Here is a 22,316-nt window from a genome sequence, read left to right on the forward strand (position 1 = left end):
TGGCCTATCCTCTCCCTCACTCCGCAGCGCTCTGACGCGCCCGCGGCTGGAAAGCCCCGGCGGCATGCCGGACGGGCAGCCGGTCGCCTTCACCGAACAGCTTATGGCGCAAGGAGCCATCTGAATAGGCGGTCTTGTAGCGGCCGCGGTTCTGAAGTTCGGGGATCACGATATCGATGAAGTCCTCATAACTCTCCGGCACAACGATCCGGCTGAGATTGAACCCATCGACATCCGTTTCGTCAATCCAGCCCTGAAGCTCGTCGGCAATCGCGGGTCCATCGCCAGTGATCGCCGCATGGCGTCCACCGAGGGCGAGTTCCTTCAGGAGATCGCGCTTGGTAAGGCCCCTTTGCGCGGCGGCGGCCGTCGCCGACTGGATCGCGTTACCGGGTGCGTAAGGGATGGCATCGTCGAGGCTGTACTGGGCGAAATCGATGCCGGTCGAGGCGGAGAAATGCGCCAGACCCGCCTCCGGGCTGGCATAGCGCAGATACTCGTCGCGTTTCGCCTCAGCTTCGGCCGTGGTCCGGCCCGGCACCACAGCGATGCCGACGAAGATCTTGATGTCACCGGGACGGCGGCCAGCGCGTTCGGCCTCCGCCCGGATCGCACGGACCGCATTCCGGGCTGTCGGCTTGTCGCGGGCAGAGATGAAGACGCATTCGGCGTGCTGGCCTGCGAAAGTGCGACCTCGTAGCGAGGTGCCAGCTTGGTACAGCACCGGCGTACGCTGTATCGACGGCTCTGCGAGATGATAGCCCTCGACGTCGAAAAACTCGCCATGATGTGAGACCGGCCTGACCTTGCCGGGATCAGTGAAAACACGTGCCGCCCGATTTCGGCGGACGGCATCGTCATCCCAGCTTCCCTCCCAAAGCTTGTAGAGCACCTCGAGATATTCGCTGGCATAGTCGTGGCGCCGGTCATGCTCGGGGAGATGTCCGTCGCCCTTGCCGCGATGCGCGCTCTCCAGATAGCCGGCGACGATGTTCCAGCCGATGCGCCCTCGCGTCAGATGATCGAGGGTCGAAAAGCGCCGAGCCAGGGTATAGGGCGCTTCGTTGTGCACGTTCACGGTGATTCCGAAACCCAAATTCGTCGTCACCGCCGCCATGGCGGAGACGAGCAGGATCGGATCGTTCACGGGGAGCTGCACTGCTTCTCGCGCCGTCAGATCGATCCCGCCGCCATAGACATCATAGACACCGATGATATCAGCGATGAATATCCCGTCGAAAAGCCCGCGCTCGAGCAGCTTCGCCTGATCCGTCCAGTAGGCGAGCGTATTGTAGTCGGACGAGCGATCGCGCGGATGCGTCCAGGCTCCTTGGTTGATATGGCCGACACAGTTCATGTTGAAGGCGTTGAGCAGAATTTGTTTCTTCGCGGCCATCGGGGCGCTCCTTATTACGAGAAATTCCAGTCACCCGGCAGCTCTGATCCGCGTCAGCGTGTCACGCTGTTCAAGGGCTTCCGCGCCTCTGCGCAACGCTATGCAATGGTCTCGGATTTCTTCGGCTGCAACCGCCGTCGGATCGCCTTCTCTGCATCCTGGGGCGACCGAAACGACCGTCCGTTCAAGCGGCTGAGGTCATGGAGCGCCGATTGAAACCGGTTGCGCTTTCCGTCACGAACGACGAAGCCGACGGAACGGGATTGAAGCTCAATGGCAAAGGCAAGAGACGTAATTGCGTGCTCGCCAATTTTCAATGATTGGCGTCTCCGATTGTGAGGATTGATGCCGAAAGTGCGCTCCGTGCGGCCTATCCTGCCGCCGTCGTCACACGGGGAGCTGCCCACGGCTCGCGGCCGATCCCTACTCATCGAAACATCAATGCGACGAATATCCGCCCTGTCATCCGGCGAAGTCAATGTGTCCGAGAATATAGCATGCTACGTGTTCTCTGACGGCCACGTCGCAGGCGCGATATGCCAAAGCCCGCCGCAAAATCGGAAAATTGATTGCTGCGACATGAGCATTGCCATGCGCTGAAATCGCGCACTCCGCTTTCCAGACAGCGGCTCCGTGGCCCTACTCGCCGCCATCGTGGACGGCCGTATCGCGGAGATTTACGCCAAGCCACGTCAAGAGCTGGCGGTGCAATACGCCGAATCGTTCGCGACTGATGTCGCGCGGTCGCGGCAGGTCGACGACCAGTTCATGAGCGATACCCCTCGCTTCCATCACGAGCACCCGATCGGCGAGCAGCAGTGCTTCCTCGACGTCATGCGTCACCAGCAGTACGGCATAGCCGTGCCGGCGCCAGAGGTCTGCAACGAGCGTCTGCGCATTCAAGCGTGTCAGCGCATCGAGTGCTCCGAAGGGCTCATCGAGCAGGAGCAAGTCTGGGTCGCGCACAAGCGTCCTCGCCAACGACGCCCGCTGGGCTTCCCCGCCCGAGAGTACCTTGGGCCACACCTCCGCCCGGTGTCCAAGGCCGACCTCCGCCAGCGCCGCCTCTGCGCGTCCGCGATTGGGCAGTCCGGGAAGGCCCAGCACGACATTCCTCCAGACCGATTTCCATGGGATGAGCCGAGGCTCCTGGAACGCGACTGCCCGCCGGGCAGGTACGGCGACTTCGCCCTCGATATCCGCATCGAGATCCGCAAGCACGCGCAAGAACGTCGACTTGCCGCATCCACTCGCTCCGATCAGCGCGACGAACTCGCCCGGGGCAATGTCGAGGTCGAGATTGTCAATGACGGCACGGGCGCCGAACCGGCGTGTCAAACCGCGTACGCGCACCACGGAGGGACGAGGCGTCTCATCCCCGGCAGGGCTCAAGTTCCGGTGAAGGACGGCCGCCATGACAGCAGGACCCTTTCGAGAAAACGAACGAAGGCGTCGACGATCAGCCCGAGCAGCGCATACACGACGAGACAGACGACGATGACATCAGTCTGGAATAGCTCCCGCCCGGTGTTCATCAGATATCCGATCCCGGCGCTGGCATTGATCTGCTCGCCGAAGACCAGGGCCAGCCAGGCAACTCCCAATGAATGGCGCAAGCCGATCAACGCGTTCGGGAGTGCCCCCGGAAGGACCATGTTCCACACCAGAGCGGCGCGGCTGAGCCCCAGCGTCAGGCCTACCTCGATCAGCTTCTGATCGACGTTCCGGATGCCCGCATAGACGTTGAGGTAAAGCGGGAATGCGGTCGCAAGCGCGATCAGCGCGATCTTGGGCTGCTCGCCGGTACCGAACCAGATGATGAGCAGCGGGATGAGAGCGACGATCGGCAACGTGCGCAGCATCTGCAGATCGTCACAATATTCGCGTCGAAGGTCTGGTCTTGCTTTGCCGTTTTCTGTCGGAGCGATGGTCGGACTGGAATCGGAACGGCCGCCCCCTAATCGCCGACGCATATAAGGATACGCTCGGCAAGAGCGTACAAATGGCCCGACAGCTCGACGGAATGACGTTTGAAGAGGTGCGTGACCGGGTAGGCAACTCGGGCGGGCGGTTCAAGCCGATCCTCGACGTGATTTGGCCGAGTTGGACCGAACAGGAGAAAGATCGCCTTTGCCTCACGCTGAAAGCGTCCATCACGAATAAAAACATCGAGGGCTTGAGCGAGGCTGATATCCAGGCATTTGCGGGCTTTCTCGCCGACGAAGGACTCTCGGCCTTCTTCTGGCGGTTAAAATCGTTCGAGGATCACGTCTTTCGCGGCAATGAATTCGCATTGGAAGGCATGCGAAGCGACTTACAGGGCATGGCAGTCGCGGTCGAACATGTCGTGGCGGCGCTGGGTGGCACCGAAACTCAGCTTTACGAGAAGTACAAGCAAGTCTGGAAAGATCCCGAGGTTCTGGGAATACTGAAGCGCGGCAATGTATCGCCACTAGCGCGGCAAGAGCGGCTTGCGCAACACTGGCCAGCGCTCAAAGCGCAGATCGACGCGCTTCGCAAAGAAACCGGTGGCGCGGTAGCCGCTGATTTAGTGATCGCACATCGCATACGCGGCGGTGTCCATACGATTCTGCCTGAAGATGATCAATTTGAGCTTGAAGCCCTATTTTTAACTTTGATGCGTGCCGCCGTATTCACCTTTGTCGAAGTCCGCAGAATCGAAAACCTCAAAAAACCAAGCCGACCTATTGAGACAATCACGAGCAATGACTCCTAACGTTCCTTATCCATCGAAGCTCTATCAGCCGCTGAACCGGTGCGCGTATTGCCTATCGACCGAAGGACTATCCACGGAACATATCTTCCTTACGGACTTGGAAGCGATCTGGTTCTTCCCAAATCAAGCTGTGAGCCCTGCCGTAGAGCCACGTCCAAAATCGACGATTTCGTGCTTCGCCGATACCTGTGTCCGCTGCGCTCGTATCCAGGCCAGGTACCTCCGATCATGCGATCATGCGTATGACCTCGTCGGGGTCGATGTCTTGTTCGCCATCTCCGCGGCCTGGCGAAATTGACGGGCTGCCGATGATCAATCCGCTCGCGGTATCGCGGTACACAGTGCTCTGGCCGGCGCAGCGGGGCCCATGCGCAGTTCAGCGCAAACGGACAGACTTCGTCCCGCACCTAGGATGCGTTTATAGAAAGATTTTGGGCCAAAGAAGACAAAAGCCCCATACGAAGGGGGAGTTTCGCATATATAATCGATTCGACGACGCGGACTCAGGACAACATGACCACCGAGATTGATTTCAATGCACCTGCAACGTTGCGAAAATGGCCTTCATTAAAGAAGGAGCGGATCCCCACAACATGGGGTGCGGTGCCTTACTCTGTTGTCGAAGGAACGCTCGACGTCTGCATTCGGGCCTTTATGTCAAAGGAAGAACGCCACCTGTATGAAATCCACACCAAGGCCCAGCTACCCTTGGTAACTGAGGTCCTTCAGCATGAGCACATCGTTGAACTTGCGCGGCTGAGGGACTTTCTCTGATGGATGACCCACTGAATGAATTCTCGGGGGCATGTTTTGAGGATAGCCAAGTGTGTTGAAGCCTGGATGAGGCATTTTGCGTTTTCTTTGCTTCTACCCCATCGTATTCGACTGCCTGTAGGTGCACTCGACGGGCCTGACAGCTAGACCTAAGAGCTACCCTTCACTATCGGTGACATACTTTGCGTCAAGCAAACAGCTTGCGTCGTGAACACCTGAAAGGACACGATCTTAGTCAACAAAATCGTACTTCCTGGGGGAATAGTTCTAGCCCATTTGAACCCGTGCACGGTTGTAAAGCCATTTCTACAAGAAATCGCGCTGCGATGGAATAAACTCGTCATCGAAAGTGCGAACGAATCTAAGACGTCCATCGCTGAAGCTCAGCTCCATCTCAGCACGGAGTTTGCGAAGCTGAAACCTGGCCTCAAAACAATGTACTCCCAAGAAGGGATCGAAAAATTCAGAAGCGTTTGCGAAAGGTATTCGACCAGACTCTTCGGAGAGGCCGGGAATATAGAGAAACGCTATCCCGAGCATGTGGAGACAATACGAAAGGTAAAGCTTTATTAGAGATCAGCTTCGCTCGGTGGAGAAACCCAAAAGACTACTGCGATAAACGCGCGCTTCCACCACGCAGGTTGAACGTTTGACAACTTCCAAGTTGCGTTCCAATTCAGGGCTTTTTCTTTTAGCATCATCGAGTTTCTCCTTTTACGGATTGCACAGAGTTGAACTGCTGAGCACGCGGATGGCTATGGCATTCGCCGCCTCCGACGTTTAAGTTGTGGCAAGAATAAACCTCGCGCTTCCTGCGCTTCACGCCCTATCAGCTTCTGCTCGCGGTCGGCCGGCAGACCGGGGCGCGCGACTACAAGCGCAATCGCCTTGGACGGCGCCAAGTATTCTGGGTAGTTCAGAGTGCTAGCTGGCTAACCGGCATTCGACCGGCAGAAGCTGCCGACGTCCCCGCCCCTTCCAGAATCTACGCCACGTGATGGTCTATCGCGAATTACACCATTGAGCGTAGGTCGCAGGCGGCAGGCCCGTCGATCTCGCCGATTAACTTTTCCGTGCTTTAATATTGCCAGTCCGGCCCCTTCTTACTCAGTTGAAGTTTAGGGACGCCAACTTCAATCCTGGCTAAGCTTTGCCGCGAAAGGACACGCTCGATCTTTCCCTTGAGATCCAGGATTCTACTCCAGAGAGGCTCGAAACCAACGCCTCCTAGATTGCCTTTCGTGCTGCCGAATGAGAAGAAAACGAACGCTATTCTCTTCGAGGCCCTAATGCAGAGTATTATTTTGAATTCCTCGTCGATCTCATACGCGGCACAATTGTAAACGTTACTCACCGACTTAAACGAGCCTCGCAGGGCATCCTTGATTTCTTCAAGTCCGAGCGCGGTTTTGAGATCGGCCTCAATAGCAACACACGGCAATCGTTCGTCGGTTACAATCCAAGCATCGTCTCGGTTCAGCATGCTATACTCCACCGTTGGCGCGACGCCGAGCTAACGAACCCCGGCTGGTCTATTCAACCGCTGTTCGGTCGATATTTGACCCATCGATCTATCGGCGAGCGCATCATGTGTTGGTGTTGGCGGCGCCGCGCAAACTCAACGACCTGTTCGGTCATTTTCCTGAGCTGCAGGCCCACGTGATCCTGGCCGCTTGCTTCACCGGCAATGGCCTTCCACTCAGTGGTATCGATGGTCACGCCCAGCGGCGTAGGCCATCCGCGCAACGCATGCACGATTGCTCGCAAGCCGGCCAAGGCGGACGCTGCACCTTGCATACCGCTCGCACAGACCAGGCATCCGACAGGAATGCCGTCAAAGTAGATGCGATCATCGCAACGTAGATCTTCGGCATAGTCGATAGCGTTCTTTAAAAGGCCGGACACCCCGCCGTGATAGCTAGGTGAGGCGACTATTAAGCCATCAGCAGCTCGGAACAAGGTAACCAAGCGCGCCTCACGCTCGGTACGGTGCTGCGCAGATGGATCGTACGGTGAAATGCAAAGATCTGCCGGTCCAAGTAGCACAACCCGCGCCCCGGCGGCTTCGGCAAACGAGAGACCAAGCCGCAGCGCTCGTTCAGTGCTCGAGCCAGGACGTACCGTGCCTCCAATGCCGACAATCAGCGGACTCGCGTCGGAAATGGCTACCTCCGGCTGCGAAGCGACGGGAGCCTCAAACTTACGATCTGACATGATCATCGTTCTCCAACGGATTGAGTTTCGGCAGACGTCTGTGATCGAAACGACAAACTCCATCGACATTGCCACAATTGAACGGCGCATTTGGCATCGCGCATCCGTTGCGGGATGCCAACTCCGTACATCGGCCAACATCGCACGATGCCCACCAACCGCAGTTCTGGCGGCTCCCAAACTCAGGCCCTCAACTGGCGTCCGATCAGCAAGGAGAGGTCAACGAGACGGTTTGAATAGCCCCATTCGTTGTCATACCACCCAACGACTTTCACCTGATTTCCGCTGCTCATTGTCAAAGCGGAATCGAAGGTGCAACTCGGTGGGGTCCCCACGATATCGGACGACACGATTTCGTCTTCGGTGTAGGCAAGAATTCCTCGCATCGCTGACTGTGAAGCGCTCCGGAATGCTGAATTGATCTCGTCCTTGCTTGCTTCGCGGTCAAGCGTGACGACTAAGTCAGTGACGGAGCCTGTGGGAACCGGCACGCGGAATGCGATGCCGTCAAGCCTGCCCTTGAGTTCGGGTATCACGAGGCTGGTGGCTCTTGCGGCTCCCGTTGTGCTTGGGACGATATTGATCGCTGCTGCGCGCATGCGCCTCAGATTTGCCTGCCCAGATCTGCTCATGGCGATCTGATCGAGCAATTGCTGCTCCGTCGTATAGGCGTGTACGGTCGTCATATAGCCTCGAACGAATCCAAAGTTGTCCAGGAGCACCTTCGCCATAGGTGCCACGCAATTGGTGGTGCATGACGCGTTCGAGATAATCGTATGCCGAGCCGGATCGTACGCTTGCTCATTCACCCCCAACACAATGGTGATGTCCTCTTCAGTGGCGGGGGCCGAAATAATTACTTTTCTTGCGCCGGCGTCAATGTGCTTTCGCGCATCGGAAGCTTTTGTGAAGCGCCCGGTCGATTCAATGACGACATCAACGTCCAATTCGTGCCAAGGGAGCGCGGCTGGATCAGTCTCCGATGTCGCGTTTATCGCGGCGCCATTCACTCGCAGAGTCGCATCATCATACGTGATGTCTCCAGGAAATGTACCGAGTATCGAGTCGTACTTAACCATGTGGGCAAGCACCGCAGTGTTGGCCAGATCGTTAATGCAAACGATCTCAAGATCGACTTTTGAGGCGAACGCGGCTCGAAGAAAGTTTCGGCCCATGCGGCCAAATCCATTGATAGCTACTCGAAGAGTCATCAGGGTCTCCTGATTTGATTTTGACGACAATCTCGACGTCTTGGATAGGTTCGGTTCTGTCAGCCCCGCGTTTCTGGCGTAGGCTGGAGCGAGGGTGCAGATGTCGGCTCACTGACCGATATACTCTTCAATCCGCCCGCCAGCACCAAGACAAAAATCAGCACCAGTGAAATGCCCAATACAGGCCAGTTCACGCCTTCCCAACCCAGGAGGACGAAAACGGAGCTCGCGGTGAGAGATGCGAGCACGCCCGTCGATTGACCGAGCCCTTCGGCGACAGCCTGGATTCGTCCGCCACGACCCGGTGGATAACTGCGGACAAGGAATGTCGTGCCTGCAAGATAGAGGAAATTCCAACCGATGCCGTTCAAGGCGAGCGCAATCAGAAAGTTGGTTGCGCTTGTGCCAAGGACCCCACCGACGGCCCCCGCCGCGAATAGACCTGCACCGATCATTCCGGTCCATCCTGGCCCTACTCGCGTCAAGATATTGCCGCTGATGAGTGCCGGTGCAAACATGCCGACAAGGTGCCATTGGATGATGGCGGCCCCGACCGAAGCCGAGTGTCCGCATTCATGGCTGCCCAGTGGACCGATTGCCATGATCATCGTCATCAGGGCGCCAGAGCCCGCGAGAGCGAACAGCCCGCAATAGAAGTCTTTGGAGGCTTTCACAGAGGACAGAGGAACTGGCGTCAGCTTGTCGGTTTGCGTTTTGGGACCAATTCGGCCGGCACGGAGCGACAACATCAAGGGGATGTTGGTCAAGGCAAATACTCCCACCATCGCATAAGCGCCTGCATACTGGGCGCCGAAGAAATCGGATGCCGAGGTTGCGACAAACGGACCGGCAAACGCCGCGACAAGACCGCCATACAGAATGAACGATACAGCCCGCTCCCGCTGTCCGTCCGGCGCGCGATCCGCGGCCATATAGCGAATGTACCCCCCGGTAGATCGATAGGCGCCAACCAGTCCGGTGCCACAGCACAATAGCCAGAACGAGCCCGTTGTTATGGCAAGCACCGACACTGCGGCACCAACTGCGGCTGTTGTCGCCCCAGCGATCATCACGGCGATGTACCCAATTCGACCTACCGCAAGCCCCGTGCCAAATGAGCACAGAGTTCCGACGATTGTGATTGCCGCCAGTGGGAACGTCGCGAGAGCAGGCGTGGGTGCCAGTTTGAGCCCGACAATTGCCGTCAGGGTGAGGTCGATGCTCACACCCATGAAGTAGAACGCTTGGCACGCAGCCAGTATCCAGGTTGACCGCCCGACACCGTATCCCAGGAGTAGTCGCCAGCCGTTGGGAGGCATGCTCATTTCGCTGTCTCCGCCTCACGGACTGGGACCATCGCCGCCGCGCGTCCGCTCGCGTTCGAAGCCACGAACTCTTCACGTCGTTCGGAGACCCAGTTTTGCGATGCTTCGATTCCGACAAGGCCCCCCCTCAAGCGAGGAGCGACATGCCGCGCGAACAGCTCCAAACTGCGTTTCCGGGCCGCCGCAGGCGCCCAATCCTGGAACGAAATGAGTAGGCAACCGAATCCGCCGACATTCTCGGCCAAGCCGGTGACGGCGCGGAAGCAATCGTCTGGTGAACCCAAAATGATCCCACCTTGCGCAACCGTATAGTCGAACGCTTTTTCTTGAGCCACATCCGAACCTGGGATCGGGACTCCGAGCGTTTTCTGATAGAGGTCACCGCGCTGAAACTTCCAACCGTCGAACAGCTCTTTCTTTCCTTGTTCGGCGGATTCGCTGACATGGACCGGAACAACCAACCGCCAACTTTCCTTGTTGACGGCATGACCTGCCGCGCGCTCGAGATGCCCCCATTGATCCGCAAGCCTTCCGACCCCGATATCCTGGCCGGCTCTGATCGCACCCCATGGCGGCGCGACATGGGACATCGCGTTGATTCCTAATCGGCCGGCCAATTCCATGCTGAACGGGGTCGCCGCACTTGCGACCACGATTTCAATCGGCGCACGAAACGGCCTAAGCTGAACGCGGGCGTCGTTCATCACAAACCAATCGGTCTTCGCCGAGAGCTTCTCTCCTCGAAGCAGCGGCTCGATTGCTTCAAGCGATTCACCGAGCCGCTTGCGGGTGCTCGCAGGATCGATCCCTAGAATGTGCATATCGGCCTGATAAGCACCAGACCCAGCTCCGAGAATAAATCGTCCATCGGTCAGATGATCGAGCATCGCGGCGCGCTCCGCGACGAGAAACGGGTGATGATACGGAAGCCCGAGCACTCCAGTGGCGAACTTGATCTGACGCGTCCGTTGCGATGCAGCCGCAATAAACAGCTCAGGACTGCTGAGCGTTGCCCATCCGCCCGAATGGTGCTCACCTATCCAAAATTCGTCAAATCCAAGATCGTCGAGAAATTCCGCAAGCTCCAAGTCTTCGCGAAGCAACAGATACGGATCGACGCCGGGCGTGTGAAGAGGCGACGTGAAGCAGCCAAATCTACTCGGCAGTTGCATGATTACTCTCCTCGTTGAATCAGAGTCTGGAAGCTATCGTGACGCGTTGAATCTGATTGGTGCCTTCGATGATTTGCAGCAACTTGGCCTCGCGCATCCATCTCTCGACGGGCTCGTCACTTGTATATCCGTATGCTCCAAGCACCTGCACGGCATGGGTCGTCACCTTCATTGCGGTGTCTGTCGCAAACAGCTTCGCTTGGGCCGCTAGGACCTCGGTTTTCTGTCCACGCGCATCTCTCTCGCGACAGGCACGGCAAAGAAGCTGACGGGCGGCTTCGATCTCCGTTGACATGTCGGCTAGCAAAAACGAAATTCCCTGAAACTCTATGATCTTTGATCCGAACTGAACGCGGGCCTTGGCATAGCTCGTCGCCCTGTTGAGAGCTGCTTGCGCCAAGCCGACTGCGCATGCCGCGATCCCCAGACGGCCCTGCACGAAGAAGCTCTGTGCAACGATCATGCCCCGATTGATCCGGCCCAGAATGCGAGAACGAGGTACTTCAACCTGTTCGAACACAATCTTCGCCGTTGGCAGGGCACGAACCCCCATCTTCTTTTCACGAGACTGGATTTGGACACCTGGACTGCCCGCATCCACAAGGAAGCAGGTCAGCCCGCCGAGCCCGGCGCCGCCGGTTTTTGCATATACGTTAAGCAAGCCTGACACGCCGGCGTGTCCGACCCACGACTTCACACCGTTCAGAACATAAGCATCGCCCCTTGACGTCGCCGTGGTTTCGATCTGCGAAAGGTCCGACCCGGCCGAAGGCTCTGACAGGCAATTGGAGCCTATCAGCTTGCCGTTCAGCATATCCGGCAGGAACTCGTTCTTGAGTTTGTCGTCGCCATGCTGCGCTAGTCCGCTGGTTGCAAGCGTCTGCAAATGAACCGCTTCTGCGAGAGCCAGCCAATGAACGGCGAGACGTTCGATCGCAACGCAGAACAAGGTGGTTGGATCGGGGGTTTTCGTTTGACCGAGGACCAAACCTGGCAACCCAAGCGAGCATATTTTGCTCACCAGGGCGGACGGAAATGTCTCGTTGCGTTCCGACGTTTCGACGATCGCCAAAACCTCCTCGCTGACCAATCGGTCGATCTCCGCCAGGATGTGGTCAGGTTCGCACGGCATGTTCAGCTCTTCTCGAGTGTTGAACGAACGGGCTCGTATAGTCCGGCATAGACGTCGAACATCGTTGCCAGGCCGGGGGACCTTTCAAAGGCATATCGGGCCGCCGCGAGGAATCCAGAAGCTGCGGCACGGAGGTCGGCGACGCTATGACTGATCGACAGCGACGCTCCAGGCAGGTCAAACGTCACCATGTGATCGCTAACGGGGGCGCCAGCACGTTGCGAGACTATCTCGCCATGCGAATACGTCACTGCCAGCTCAGCCCATGAGCGCGCAAGCGAACCAGCGGATGCGCTTGGACGGTCCCTTTTCGTCACCGGGTGCCGCTCGAGAACCGACATGCGGGGCTGTCTCTCGAACCCGGCGCTCAGCCTTGCGATGGTGCGAACCAGAGAGACTTGTAACCAGTGACCGATTGATAGGTTGTCGGCGATAACGACAGGAACTTGGCGGCTTAATTCGACAAGGGTGCGGTAGGCATCGGAGGGAACGGATGAGACGGCATAGATCAGGGCCGTGCCGGTTTCGCGGCAGTAGCCTATTGTGTCGAGCAATGCGCTCGGCGCGGTGGCGTCAACGAGCACATGAGGCGCGGTGTCGATGCGCCAGCCGCTCGATGATGCGCGTAGTCCGAGGCGAACGCCACAACGGGTACACTCGTCAGCGATCGCCATTCCGAGCCGACCCGTCGAACCAACAATGCCTACGATAAGAGGCGATTCATTCAACGTTCTGCTCCTTCAAAAACCTGACGATTCCACTGACCCTGCCGAGGAACGTGGTATCCTCCTCCAGGTCAATGTAGACGCCGTACGTTGTCTCGATCGAATCAATCAGTTGAAGAAACGACAGGGAAGAAAATCCCTTCTCCAAAAGATTTGACCGTTCATCCAACGCCAATTGTTGGGTCACGAGCCCGCTGGAAGCTTGTTCGATCAGCTTAGCGATACTTTCGCTCAGCGAAGTGTCGACCTGGGTCATTTCGGCTCTCCTCGGCTATGAGTCTGGACTACAGGGGCTGGATATCAGTCTCGATCGCGATAGCTTAGAAGGAGTTGCTCTATTTTGGAGCCCTGAACCTTGCCGGCTCCATTCGTAGGCAGCACATCAACGAAAATGATCCGCTCGGGCACCTTGAAGGAGGCAGCTCTTGCCAAGTAGTGCCGACGCAGCTCCACCGGATCGACCTCGTATTTTCGTACCACGACGGCTCCCAAGAACGGACGGCCTCCATCGGGGCTAACGACGGCGGCAGTCCCCGCTGCCACGGCCGGGTGGGAAGTCAGCAAATTCTCCACTTCCTCCGAGGAAAACTTGCGTCCGCCGAGATTGAACGAGTTGCCGAGACGGCCGGCCAACTGAAGTTCGCCGCTTGGCAACAAGGCTCCTCGATCCGTGGTTCGATAGTAACCGTCCGAGGAAAACCTTCCCTCCAGCTCGCCGGGATAGTTGAGGTATCGCGTACCGGCCGACCTGCTTTTGGCGAGCAGAGTGCCGATCCCATCTTTCACGCCTTCGGTGCGAAGCGAGACACCCGGCAACGGATATCCTTGTCCCCCACCGGGGGTTGGATCGGAATTGAACGTCAGCGGGCCAGTTTCCGCGATGCCATAATAGTCCGCAACGCGTATCGAACGCTGAGCTAGTGTAACGCTGGTTTGCAGGCTGAGGCGCGCCGCTGATGACAGCGCTAAGCGCAGTCGGCTCTGCGCCATCCAGTCGAGTTGGGATGCCGCCAGATGATCGTAGGCGGCCGGGAATGCCACAAGCACGGTCGGCTCAAGCGTCACGAGATGGCGGGCAATATTGCTAGGGCTAGGCAGACCCGCAGGGAAGAGAAGGTCGGCGCCTGCCAGCAATCCCGGGATCAACGACGTATTGAAGGCCAGTCCGTTATAGAGCCCGGCGAAGCATAGGACGCGATCAGCGCTATTGAGCTCACTTGCGCTGCACCACGCCTGCGCGGCCGCCGATACTGCAGAACCCGAGAATTCGATGCACGCCGGTGAACGGGTCGATCCCGAAGTGAGTCGGCACACTTCTGTATCGGGCGCTAACGGTAAACGGGATGAGGCTTGATCGGCGGGCAACCAAAGCGGCGTTCCAGCGCAATCAACCACGCATCTACCTGGCGGAAGCTGCGCAGACCCGTCATGCAATATCCCGTCGAAGCCACAACAGGTGTCAAGAGTTACGATCTCATGTGCCCCTAAGGCCGGATCAATGAGGAACGGAACGCCGCCGACACGGAGAACAGCTAAAAAGTCGGAGACGTAAGCTGGAGCGTTCCGGCGGACGATCCCGACACGGGCGGGCGCCCCCCGTTGCAGGTCGAGCGCCATCGTCAGCGCGCGCGACTTGTCGTCAACCAAATCACATAGTCGCCCGTAGGAGATCTTCTCCGAAAGATTCCCGATCAGGGAGTCGGGATGGTCCGCCAGACCTTTAGATATCCGTTCGTATAAGATCATCAACGGGCCTCCACTGTTGCCATCGCCTCGCTCCGCGACTGCTCAAGCGCGTGCCGCACCAAATATTCTGTTACGCCAGTCGAGAGCAGGTCCGCTCGCGCCGTGAACTCGAGTTCGAGTCCGTCCTCCCATGATCTGGATAAGGCCCTTGCCAATCCATAACCTCTGAGGCCACCGTCCAGTGCGATTGCCCTCGCCGCCTTGCCGCTTACGGTGAGATCCCGGGTTGGCATCAGATGGTTGGCGTAAAGATATCGAGGAGACTGGTGATACGGTCGATTTCGCGCCGCGACCAGGTTGTTTACGCGGATCGCTGTCTCCAGGGCAAAGGGAGTCGGGGGCCGTCGGACCGCGTTAAGCAACCGGCCGTGGACTTTTCTTGCTCTTGTGGCGAGACCGTCTGGTCCGACCGGTACGGACAACATGAACCAAGACGAGAAAGGCCCTACGGATTGATCGTACTCAAGTGAGTTACGCCCCAGGAGAACTCCGATCATCGGATATTCGGTCGTCAGTCCCGGTTGAGTGCCATGGAGCGAGTCTAGCCCGCTAGCCAACAGGGCCGGTCCGATACCCGCGGCACATGTTCTGGCGTCGAAGGAAAAGCCGGTCCAGGGTATCTTGACCTTTGCAGCCTCGAGCTGGTACCGGCCGGCGTTTTCCGAAAGCGAAAGAGGTGCCTGCGCATAGGGGGGGAAGCTTTTGGCCGGTGCACGAGCTTCTTCTTCAAGCGTCTGTCTCAGAACCTCGGGTGATGGTGCCCGCTTGAGGCAGAATCTGAGAAACTTGTCATCGACTTCGCGAACAGTTGGTGGACCATTATCTATGAACCGGCTCCATTCGTCGACAATGACCGTCAAGGACCGAGAATCAATACAAATGTGGTCCACGGTGAAGTGGACTTCGAGGCCGTTAGTCCTGCGCACTAGCGCGACCGAAAAGAGCTGTCCGGTATGCAAACCAACGTGAGCCCGCAGGGTACTTAGCTGCTCTTCTGTCGCTTCTTCAACAACTGTGCACCAAGACTCCACTGCCTCGCACGGGAGCACACGTTGTGTCCAATAGCCTTGCCGATGTTGCGTGAAGGCGACACGAAGAGACGGATGTCTTACTATAACCTCGCGCCAAGCGGCTGCGATATCCTCCAATCGCGTATTGTCGTCGACAAACCAAGCCTTCGCAACCTTGTCTCGTTCCTTGGTCTGCGCCCTTGCGCTGGTGAGCCGCTCGTTCTGATCCCAACTGCACGGGTACTCACAAGACAAATCCGGATAACTAACCATGGCTTCCGCGCGTCCCGGTCGCATCAAACTTTTCACCGACCTGCGAATCACCAAGGGCAACCAGATAGAGAACGTCGTCGCTGGTTTCGCAGAGTTCGGCCCACAACGAAGGATTGATGCCTCCAATTCCGGTCACGCCCAGACCTGCGTGTGTGGCCGTTAGGTAAGCAATTTCACCGGCAATTCCGCACGCAACAATGAGCCGTTGTGTCGAAGGAGTGAGCGTATCCGCAACAGCGTCACGAATTTTCGAGTGGATGACGATGAATGTATTCGCACCGGCGAGATCGCTCTGCCCAATCAAGGCGCGGTCAGTCCAAGTCGGATTTAGTCGCCTCGCACCATTCTCTTGATTTCTGGAGATGCTTAGAATGCCCGGGACTGGCAGTCCGAGCGCCGGGATTAGCCGTTCGCAGAGGTCCACACATCGTTGTGTGGCACGCGCTGCCGGATCGGGTGAGACCAGACCCTGAAGACGGGCGGCGGATCGGCGGTTAGCGATAGCATTCGCCAGGTCGGTCTGGGCACATCCCTTGGCAAGGTACAGCGCGACCGGCTCAGGCGGTGGCGGCAAGAATGAACCAACCACGCCTTCGATGTCGCTGAGCGCAAGCGTTGATGCATCCGTTGTATCATGCATTGTCCAGCCTGTGGGAGAGACCTGGTTGCGTCCCCCCTCGATGATACCGACTCCCAGCAAAGAACCACCACAAGCGCTCGATTGTCGTGCAATCTGTTGTGCAACACGAGATTGCAAAACCCAACGAGAGACCGGAGAGTCCCCCGCCACCAAGGATAAGTTCAACGCCGCATGTCCGATGTCGAGGAGATGGTACAAATAGCCTCTCCGTCCATACTTGCGCATTGAAAGCCACGGTCGTCCAACAAGGAAGTAGACGAAAGAGTCGCTATTCCAGGAACTGCGATCGGCGTACTGAGTAACGATCCGTCGGCGGTGAAAATCAATTGATCCGAACGCCGGGCGGTCCAGTGGTGAGATGAATACTTCGTACGGATAGCACGCTCCTGCAGATGGAGCCGCTCGCTTGCCGGTGTCATCGCGATACCCGATTGCCGCCTCAAGCCGAGCGACCGCGTTCGCCAGGCCGACGGGCAGCCTGGTGGATCGCCCACCATGGGGAATCGGGGGCTGCCTAACGTCAACCCATTTTATGGGAGCGGCCACGCCAACTGATGTCGGCACCGACGAGGACTCCAACGAACTTTCGCTCACAGCAGGATTTCCTAGACGTTACCAGGCTGCGGCTTCCGGAGAGTTTCGCAGCACTCTTCGTTGGGTGTGTTCCCAGTACGAGCGGATCGACAGGTCCGCGAAGATAAAGTCACGCTTCGCAACCACGTCGGTGTCAGACGAACTTGCAAACTCGCGCCCTGTTGCCAGCGCATCGAGTTGAAGCCGACACGCTCTCTCCAGCATTAACGCGTAAACCACGGCGTGCCGGATACTCTTTCCGACAACGACACTACCGTGATTGACGAGAAACACCGCAATGCCCGACCCCAAACACGCAGCGATCGCGCGTCCGACGGACATGTCCAAGACTGTATTGCTCGTTAATTCGAAACGACTCACCAAGCGCTGCAAGCCCGCACCTTCGTGAGTGAGAGGTACGAGTTCCTGATTAAGTGCACCAAACACTAGTCCCGCGGGCGCGTGACTGTGGATGATGCAACTCACGTCGGGGCGCGTTTCGTAAATTGCCTGATGTAATGGCAACTCAGGCGGAGCCATTTTGTCCCGTTCGGCGCCCGGATCCACGCAAGCCACAACAAAATTCGTCGGGGTCGCCTCGTCGAACCCGACAAGCGCGCCCTTGATAGAGAATTTAGAAGAACCCGGACGGCGCCAGGAAATCTGCCCCTGATTAAAATCGTCGTGACCGCCGAGGGAAAGTGCACGCGCTCCGATCGCCGCTTGTACAGACATTGCATCGGCGGCTAACGATTTTCGTTCAGGCTCGCTCATTGACGCTGACTCTCTGAGATTGTAGCACCAGTTACGAACAATTTTAAGGAGACGACCAACAGATACAATCAGAAGATGTCACCAGTGTGATTTTCGTGGATGATAAAAAAATAGACCGCAGGCACGATGCACGAGTACTAGGTGCGCGGCGGCGATTTGATCGAGCATGGTGCAAGCACAAAACGACGATCGCAGCAGAATATTGTTCGGATGGCGAGCTTTGGGGATTGAAGCCGCTGAGAAACGTTCAGAAACGTTGCGATCTAGCGAACATCGGGCGTGCGCAGAAGCTTATATAAAAGGAGGCGCGAACTCGCGCCTGAGCGACAAGGCCAATCGGCTTTCAGCTTTCGCGGAATGGCGTGCTACACTTTTGGTCAGGGTGAGAAAGCGTCCGGTCGAAACAAGATAGGCGAGCTACGTTGCGGCGAGGTTAGAGGCGATCATTTCTCATTGTTGAATGAAAGAATGCAGCGGACGTCTCAACGAGCCGAGCGTGAATGGAGCTTCGACGGATCTTATCGACATCCGTAAAGTATTCTGGTGTCGAACGAAGTCCCAAGCGGGAAGGCTTCGGGAGAAAAATATAATGTCCCACGTTCGGTCGTAGTATTTCGAGCATGCTGTTGCGAAGTCGGTGGTGAAGCCAGTCGGAGCATTCGCTCGCGGGCGCCACCTTGTCGCCGTCGCCAACGACGATCCGCACAGCCGCTCGAATTTCGGCTAGGCTATCCGCGGCGAAACCCAATACAGAGGGCCCTGGAGCAAGAAGCAGGCCGGCCGTGAACCTGGTATCTAGATACGAGGCCGACATCCGCTTCCAGGATTCGCGGAAGACCGCGCTCTCGAGGAATAGTCGCGGAATTCTTGTCGCGATATCTGGAAATTGCCTGGAATTGAGCATCCCACACCTTGCCGCACCAAGACCATAAAATGGCGAGGACGATGTTTGGGCACCCAACAATAGCATTGCTGCGTAAGCTCCCGCGGAGAAACCGGCAACGAACACTTGCCTCGTGTTGATATGGCTGGCGATATCGGCGATCCAGTGCAGGCTATCGAGCATGCAGGTTAGATCACGAGCCCGCTCCCACAGGCAGGCAAAGCCTTCGAGACGGTAGCGCTCAATTGCGGAGTTGCCGTGATGACTGACAGCTAGCGCCACAAATCCCCTTCGAGCCAGCCCATGACCAAGCCACTCCATTGCAGCCGCTGATCCGCCGGTGCCGTGGGATAGCAGGACAAGATTATAGCAGCCTGCTCGGTTATTGAGCGGCGCGCCATGGGCGACAGGACTTGTGACAAACCATGACGCGCCAGACAATTCACTCTCGACTGCGCTTGTGACCGCCGGGTACCACATACACCACGAAATGGGGCGTGGCCCAGTTCCGTCCCAGTTCGACCTGTGACGATCAAACGATACCCCCTCTCTAAACCCGATCACCATTCGAGGCACGCTTTACATTCGATGTTTCGTCGCGAGGTTTCCCCGGCATACGTCGTTTCGTTTCATCGTGCTGACTTCCCAAGATTGGTAAAGGAACGAAAGCTGAGGATATCGAATATGGTTGCATAAACGAATCACTTCGTGTTTACGTCGAGTGGCGACCGTGATGATCAGCTTCTTCAAAGATCGGTCCCATCGGATTTGACCGTCGCTGTTGGATGAGCGCTTGTGATCGGCGTACTGATCTTTCCCAACTTCCAATTGCTTGATGCCGCTGGACCGATTTCCGTGTTCGAGGCCGCAGGGGAGCTTTCCGGCCGCAGGATCGATACTAAGCTGATAGCGCTGGGTAATACCCCCATACGAAGTTCGTCAGGTGTAAAGTTTTACGCGGCGGACGCTAGACGAGTCCGTTCTCTCGACACGCTAATCGTGGCTGGCAGCGAGGATATAGCCGGGTTGATGGGATCGGAGCGGACGATCGCATTCGTGAGATCGATGGCGGCCAAAATACGCAGGATCGCCGGTATAGGCTCCGGGGCTCACGTCCTCGGCCGGGCAGGACTTCTCAACGGCAGGCGCGCGACCACCCACTGGTCTTTGTGCAAAGATCTTCGCGCCCTAGGCTCAGGGGTTCGGTTGCAACCAAGCCAGTTGATTGTCAAAGACGGCAAGGTATGGAGCTGCGCGGGGAATAGTGCCGGCGTAGATCTCGCGTTGGCTATGGTCGCAGAAGATTACGGCTCGGAGATTGCCAAGGAAGTCGCTCGCGATTTTGTCTTATGCTGGCCACGCTCCGGCGGACAGTCGCAGTTTTCCGCAGGGCTCCAATTGAAATCGTCTCAAAATAGATTCGGTGCATTTCTGAAGTGGGTTCATGATCACCTAGATGAACCTCTCACGCTCGATCGTATGTCGGCCCAGTTCCACCTGAGTCCGCGACAATTCACGCGCACGTTCGCTGCTGCGACTGGGATAAGCCCGAGCAAGGCTGTTGAGAGCTTACGGATATCAACGGCGAGAGCCAAGATAGAAACTATGACAGATTCGATGGAGGCGATTGCGCATCAGACAGGATTCCGAGACGCCGCGCACATGCGCCGTGCGTTCATCCGTATTTTTGGACAGCCACCGCAATCGTTTCGACGCACCGCGCGACGAAGCTAGGTAATCGCGTGCGAGGCAGGATAGCAGGCCTGTACCGTTCACCGCTGACCATCAGTTTCCAGGCGATCGGCGCTAGCCGTTTCGATCGGTCGATGAGGCACGCCTTGATGTGCTAGTTGATTGACGTCTCGGATGTTTCGTTCAAAATGATGCGGATGTAGACATTACCCGTCGCAGGCGCCCTGCCCCGAACCACTGCTGGACGCGGTCAGCCCACCCAGGCGGGCGTTCCGGTGAATTCGCTGATGGTTCGCGGTCGACACCGCAGATGAAAGGACAGTGTCGACACGCCGCTTAGATAGTGATTCCTTCGCCTAATCTGAGGCTAGGGTTGGACGTTACCCGGAGCATCGAGCGCGCGCGAATAGTCCGCCTTGTCACAAATTGCACGCCGACCTCCGGCCCGTCTAACCGGACCAACTCGCACCGCCGGAATGCCAGGCCTGTCTTTGAAAGCAACAGGAAAAACAGACGCGATCTCAAGACATCTGTCGATCCATCTATTCGCAGACGTGCGCCCGTTTCAGAAACATCAATGAGTACGCAATCGCGCCACCATGTGCCATCAGACCCCAAGAGAGTGGCTCGGTGCTCATGTTCAAATTGAACGCGCTTCGCTTTTCGCCTGTCCCGGTTCATACATCCACGCTGTTAAATAGCAGCTTCAAGAGCCATCTAGAAATTCAAGATCAAAATTACTCTCCGGGTAGCCGCTCGCATGCGCCCCTGCCGACACAAAGTCGGTAATCAGTCAGGACTATCGCGTCAGCTCGCTACGAGCCGCGATACGCCAGAAACACAGGCCAACTCCTATCTCAAGCCGCGGGTCTACCGGCGCGAACCACGACGAGGGCAGCGGCTCTTAAATGAATGCAAAGGCGAGCAGGCTCGAGCAGAGCAGCGCGAGCCCTGCCGCGGTCAGGACCAGCAGGCTGCCGGAGACAAGATCATGATTGTGCATGAAGCGCCCTTGAGTACAGCGCAAGGAGAGCGCTAATTGCTGCCTGCGACGTAGGTGTCAATCCATAAATTATCGTTCAAATTGACTGCACAATTTCTGCTGTTGCTATCAAAGAACGCATTTTTTCAGCGTGATCGCCGGACCGCTCGCCGTCTTACGGCGGAAACAACGAATATTACGTTTGAGACTGCCGGCCGGGAAAGAGAGAGGCGCAGCTCTTCGTTTTCCTGGCCTTACGAACGAGATCCGGTAAAGGGTCAAGACGTTTGCGCCAATCTGTCGGAGCACACTCCGAGGCCCCGCGGTGAGCCATTTCACAATTACGGTAGATTCTTCGGAGTAGCTTTTTGGAATGCGTGGACTTCTGATCATCCTTGTCGCTTTTTCAATGATCTTGGCGGCACGCGGCCGGCACCAGGATGGGTTCATGCCGCGCCCAACCGCGTCCATGCCACCGGTCAATGTGCCATAGTCAAAGGATTTGGCTCGATCAGCGCGGGAATCGCGTTTAAAAGTGGCTTGTCTCTCATCGGCATGGAGAGCGGCATGGCGCGGAACATTTACGACAATCCCGATTTTTTCGCCGGTTACAGCCAGTCGCCCCGACAGCTGCATGGGCTGGACGGCGCTCCTGAATGGCCCGAGATCAAAACCACGCTGCCCGATCTTGTCGGCATGCATGTCGTCGATCTGGGGTGTGGTTTCGGCTGGGCATCACGCTGGATGCGCGAGCAAGGTGCCGCCTCTGACCTTGGCTTGACCTGTCGCAACGATCGGGGAGGTACCCGGCGTGAAGCGGTTCATTACGCGAAAAGGAATCCGGCAATCCGGCATCTCACCAGGTTTCGCGCCTTCGCATGCGCTTTTTCGTCGTGCTCTCGGCCGTACGACGCGAAAAATCTGCGCTGCAAATGCTGTAATCTAAAATTGCAGCGCTCTTCAACGAAGGCGCGAACGGCGTTCATTGAGTGATCCATCTAATCCCACAAATTGTTCAAGTGCGGGAACTGGGCGAAAATCTGAATTCTGTTAGCGA

The 22,316-nt window shown here is 57.4% G+C and carries 21 protein-coding genes; 4 read left to right on the top strand and 17 right to left on the bottom strand.

The features are described from left to right. Window positions 1-16 precede the first annotated feature (16 nt). The 3 genes from FXB38_RS09685 to FXB38_RS09700 all read right to left on the bottom strand — a co-directional run bounded on the left by FXB38_RS09685 (window position 17) and on the right by FXB38_RS09700 (window position 3,258). Entirely contained in the window at window positions 17-1,396 is a 1,380-nt protein-coding gene (locus FXB38_RS09685) for an LLM class flavin-dependent oxidoreductase (RefSeq protein ID WP_148750637.1), read from the bottom strand. A gap of 639 nt (window positions 1,397-2,035) precedes the next feature. Beyond that, the gene (locus FXB38_RS09695; RefSeq protein WP_148750638.1) at window positions 2,036-2,812 is read right to left on the bottom strand and encodes an ABC transporter ATP-binding protein; all 777 of its coding nucleotides are present in this window, start codon (window positions 2,810-2,812) and stop codon (window positions 2,036-2,038) included. Beyond that, window positions 2,785-3,258 (bottom strand): ABC transporter permease subunit, encoded by a 474-nt coding sequence (locus FXB38_RS09700; protein WP_246229787.1) that lies wholly within the window; start codon window positions 3,256-3,258, stop codon window positions 2,785-2,787. Before FXB38_RS09700 ends, FXB38_RS09695 begins: the two co-directional genes overlap by 28 nt. A 140-nt stretch (window positions 3,259-3,398) precedes the next feature. On the opposite strand from FXB38_RS09700, the gene FXB38_RS09705 reads away from it, so the two are divergent. Beyond that, complete coding sequence (locus FXB38_RS09705) at window positions 3,399-4,133, top strand: hypothetical protein (protein ID WP_148750639.1); 735 nt, start codon at window positions 3,399-3,401, stop codon at window positions 4,131-4,133. 513 nt (window positions 4,134-4,646) lie between these two features. Next, window positions 4,647-4,907: a hypothetical protein gene (locus FXB38_RS09710; RefSeq protein WP_148750640.1), complete on the top strand. Its 261-nt coding sequence runs from the start codon at window positions 4,647-4,649 to the stop codon at window positions 4,905-4,907. A 1,078-nt stretch (window positions 4,908-5,985) separates the two neighbouring features. Here FXB38_RS09710 and FXB38_RS09715 read toward each other — a convergent pair. The 13 genes from FXB38_RS09715 to FXB38_RS09775 all read right to left on the bottom strand — a co-directional run bounded on the left by FXB38_RS09715 (window position 5,986) and on the right by FXB38_RS09775 (window position 19,152). Beyond that, window positions 5,986-6,390: a hypothetical protein gene (locus FXB38_RS09715; protein ID WP_148750641.1), complete on the bottom strand. Its 405-nt coding sequence runs from the start codon at window positions 6,388-6,390 to the stop codon at window positions 5,986-5,988. 53 nt (window positions 6,391-6,443) lie between these two features. Next, entirely contained in the window at window positions 6,444-7,121 is a 678-nt protein-coding gene (locus FXB38_RS09720; RefSeq protein ID WP_148750642.1) for an NADPH-dependent FMN reductase, read from the bottom strand. A gap of 182 nt (window positions 7,122-7,303) precedes the next feature. Next, window positions 7,304-8,332: a type I glyceraldehyde-3-phosphate dehydrogenase gene (gene gap / locus FXB38_RS09725; protein WP_148750643.1), complete on the bottom strand. Its 1,029-nt coding sequence runs from the start codon at window positions 8,330-8,332 to the stop codon at window positions 7,304-7,306. 59 nt (window positions 8,333-8,391) lie between these two features. Continuing rightward, the gene (locus FXB38_RS09730) at window positions 8,392-9,657 is read right to left on the bottom strand and encodes an MFS transporter (RefSeq protein ID WP_148750644.1); all 1,266 of its coding nucleotides are present in this window, start codon (window positions 9,655-9,657) and stop codon (window positions 8,392-8,394) included. Further along, window positions 9,654-10,829: an LLM class flavin-dependent oxidoreductase gene (locus tag FXB38_RS09735; protein WP_148750645.1), complete on the bottom strand. Its 1,176-nt coding sequence runs from the start codon at window positions 10,827-10,829 to the stop codon at window positions 9,654-9,656. Before FXB38_RS09735 ends, FXB38_RS09730 begins: the two co-directional genes overlap by 4 nt. A 19-nt stretch (window positions 10,830-10,848) precedes the next feature. Then, the gene (locus tag FXB38_RS09740; protein ID WP_148750646.1) at window positions 10,849-11,961 is read right to left on the bottom strand and encodes an acyl-CoA dehydrogenase family protein; all 1,113 of its coding nucleotides are present in this window, start codon (window positions 11,959-11,961) and stop codon (window positions 10,849-10,851) included. A 2-nt stretch (window positions 11,962-11,963) separates the two neighbouring features. Next, window positions 11,964-12,689 carry a dihydrodipicolinate reductase C-terminal domain-containing protein gene (locus FXB38_RS09745; protein ID WP_148750647.1) on the bottom strand — a complete coding sequence of 242 codons (726 nt, stop codon included), beginning with the start codon at window positions 12,687-12,689 and terminating at the stop codon, window positions 11,964-11,966. Then, window positions 12,682-12,942, bottom strand: coding sequence for a hypothetical protein (locus tag FXB38_RS09750; RefSeq protein ID WP_148750648.1), 261 nt, complete (start codon window positions 12,940-12,942; stop codon window positions 12,682-12,684). The genes FXB38_RS09745 and FXB38_RS09750 overlap by 8 nt, the downstream gene beginning before the upstream one ends. Before the next feature lie 44 nt (window positions 12,943-12,986). Continuing rightward, window positions 12,987-14,432 (bottom strand): class I adenylate-forming enzyme family protein, encoded by a 1,446-nt coding sequence (locus tag FXB38_RS09755; protein WP_148750649.1) that lies wholly within the window; start codon window positions 14,430-14,432, stop codon window positions 12,987-12,989. Beyond that, the gene (locus FXB38_RS09760; protein ID WP_347340226.1) at window positions 14,432-15,739 is read right to left on the bottom strand and encodes a condensation domain-containing protein; all 1,308 of its coding nucleotides are present in this window, start codon (window positions 15,737-15,739) and stop codon (window positions 14,432-14,434) included. The genes FXB38_RS09755 and FXB38_RS09760 overlap by 1 nt, the downstream gene beginning before the upstream one ends. Further along, the gene (locus tag FXB38_RS09765) at window positions 15,708-16,553 is read right to left on the bottom strand and encodes a nitroreductase family protein (RefSeq protein ID WP_187434773.1); all 846 of its coding nucleotides are present in this window, start codon (window positions 16,551-16,553) and stop codon (window positions 15,708-15,710) included. Before FXB38_RS09765 ends, FXB38_RS09760 begins: the two co-directional genes overlap by 32 nt. Window positions 16,554-16,967: 414 nt before the next feature. Further along, complete coding sequence (locus FXB38_RS09770; protein WP_148750652.1) at window positions 16,968-17,702, bottom strand: class II aldolase/adducin family protein; 735 nt, start codon at window positions 17,700-17,702, stop codon at window positions 16,968-16,970. Between the two features lie 433 nt (window positions 17,703-18,135). After that, entirely contained in the window at window positions 18,136-19,152 is a 1,017-nt protein-coding gene (locus FXB38_RS09775) for an alpha/beta hydrolase family protein (protein ID WP_148750653.1), read from the bottom strand. Between the two features lie 228 nt (window positions 19,153-19,380). On the opposite strand from FXB38_RS09775, the gene FXB38_RS09780 reads away from it, so the two are divergent. Beyond that, window positions 19,381-20,319: a GlxA family transcriptional regulator gene (locus FXB38_RS09780; protein WP_148750654.1), complete on the top strand. Its 939-nt coding sequence runs from the start codon at window positions 19,381-19,383 to the stop codon at window positions 20,317-20,319. A gap of 294 nt (window positions 20,320-20,613) precedes the next feature. Here FXB38_RS09780 and FXB38_RS09785 read toward each other — a convergent pair whose 3' ends face one another. Then, on the bottom strand, window positions 20,614-20,958 hold the full coding sequence (locus FXB38_RS09785) for a PilZ domain-containing protein (protein ID WP_148750655.1): 345 nt from the start codon (window positions 20,956-20,958) through the stop codon (window positions 20,614-20,616). Between the two features lie 868 nt (window positions 20,959-21,826). Between FXB38_RS09785 and FXB38_RS45040 the strand changes: the two genes are divergently transcribed. Beyond that, window positions 21,827-22,252, top strand: coding sequence for a class I SAM-dependent methyltransferase (locus FXB38_RS45040; RefSeq protein ID WP_430640164.1), 426 nt, complete (start codon window positions 21,827-21,829; stop codon window positions 22,250-22,252). Window positions 22,253-22,316: the final 64 nt, after the last annotated feature.

It is taken from the genome of Bradyrhizobium cytisi (assembly GCF_008123515.1).
GTDB classification, from domain to species: domain Bacteria; phylum Pseudomonadota; class Alphaproteobacteria; order Rhizobiales; family Xanthobacteraceae; genus Bradyrhizobium; species Bradyrhizobium cytisi.

Coding starts and splice junctions, on each gene's coding strand:
- FXB38_RS09685 (WP_148750637.1), bottom strand. CDS start 1,396: ATGGCCGCGAAGAAACAAATTCTGCTCAACGCCTTCAACATGAACTGT.
- FXB38_RS09695 (WP_148750638.1), bottom strand. CDS start 2,812: ATGGCGGCCGTCCTTCACCGGAACTTGAGCCCTGCCGGGGATGAGACG.
- FXB38_RS09700 (WP_246229787.1), bottom strand. CDS start 3,258: ATGCTGCGCACGTTGCCGATCGTCGCTCTCATCCCGCTGCTCATCATC.
- FXB38_RS09705 (WP_148750639.1), top strand. CDS start 3,399: ATGGCCCGACAGCTCGACGGAATGACGTTTGAAGAGGTGCGTGACCGG.
- FXB38_RS09710 (WP_148750640.1), top strand. CDS start 4,647: ATGACCACCGAGATTGATTTCAATGCACCTGCAACGTTGCGAAAATGG.
- FXB38_RS09715 (WP_148750641.1), bottom strand. CDS start 6,390: ATGCTGAACCGAGACGATGCTTGGATTGTAACCGACGAACGATTGCCG.
- FXB38_RS09720 (WP_148750642.1), bottom strand. CDS start 7,121: ATGTCAGATCGTAAGTTTGAGGCTCCCGTCGCTTCGCAGCCGGAGGTA.
- gap (WP_148750643.1), bottom strand. CDS start 8,332: ATGACTCTTCGAGTAGCTATCAATGGATTTGGCCGCATGGGCCGAAAC.
- FXB38_RS09730 (WP_148750644.1), bottom strand. CDS start 9,657: ATGAGCATGCCTCCCAACGGCTGGCGACTACTCCTGGGATACGGTGTC.
- FXB38_RS09735 (WP_148750645.1), bottom strand. CDS start 10,829: ATGCAACTGCCGAGTAGATTTGGCTGCTTCACGTCGCCTCTTCACACG.
- FXB38_RS09740 (WP_148750646.1), bottom strand. CDS start 11,961: ATGCCGTGCGAACCTGACCACATCCTGGCGGAGATCGACCGATTGGTC.
- FXB38_RS09750 (WP_148750648.1), bottom strand. CDS start 12,942: ATGACCCAGGTCGACACTTCGCTGAGCGAAAGTATCGCTAAGCTGATC.
- FXB38_RS09755 (WP_148750649.1), bottom strand. CDS start 14,432: ATGATCTTATACGAACGGATATCTAAAGGTCTGGCGGACCATCCCGAC.
- FXB38_RS09760 (WP_347340226.1), bottom strand. CDS start 15,739: ATGCGACCGGGACGCGCGGAAGCCATGGTTAGTTATCCGGATTTGTCT.
- FXB38_RS09770 (WP_148750652.1), bottom strand. CDS start 17,702: ATGAGCGAGCCTGAACGAAAATCGTTAGCCGCCGATGCAATGTCTGTA.
- FXB38_RS09775 (WP_148750653.1), bottom strand. CDS start 19,152: ATGGTGATCGGGTTTAGAGAGGGGGTATCGTTTGATCGTCACAGGTCG.
- FXB38_RS09785 (WP_148750655.1), bottom strand. CDS start 20,958: ATGAACCGGGACAGGCGAAAAGCGAAGCGCGTTCAATTTGAACATGAG.
- FXB38_RS45040 (WP_430640164.1), top strand. CDS start 21,827: ATGGCGCGGAACATTTACGACAATCCCGATTTTTTCGCCGGTTACAGC.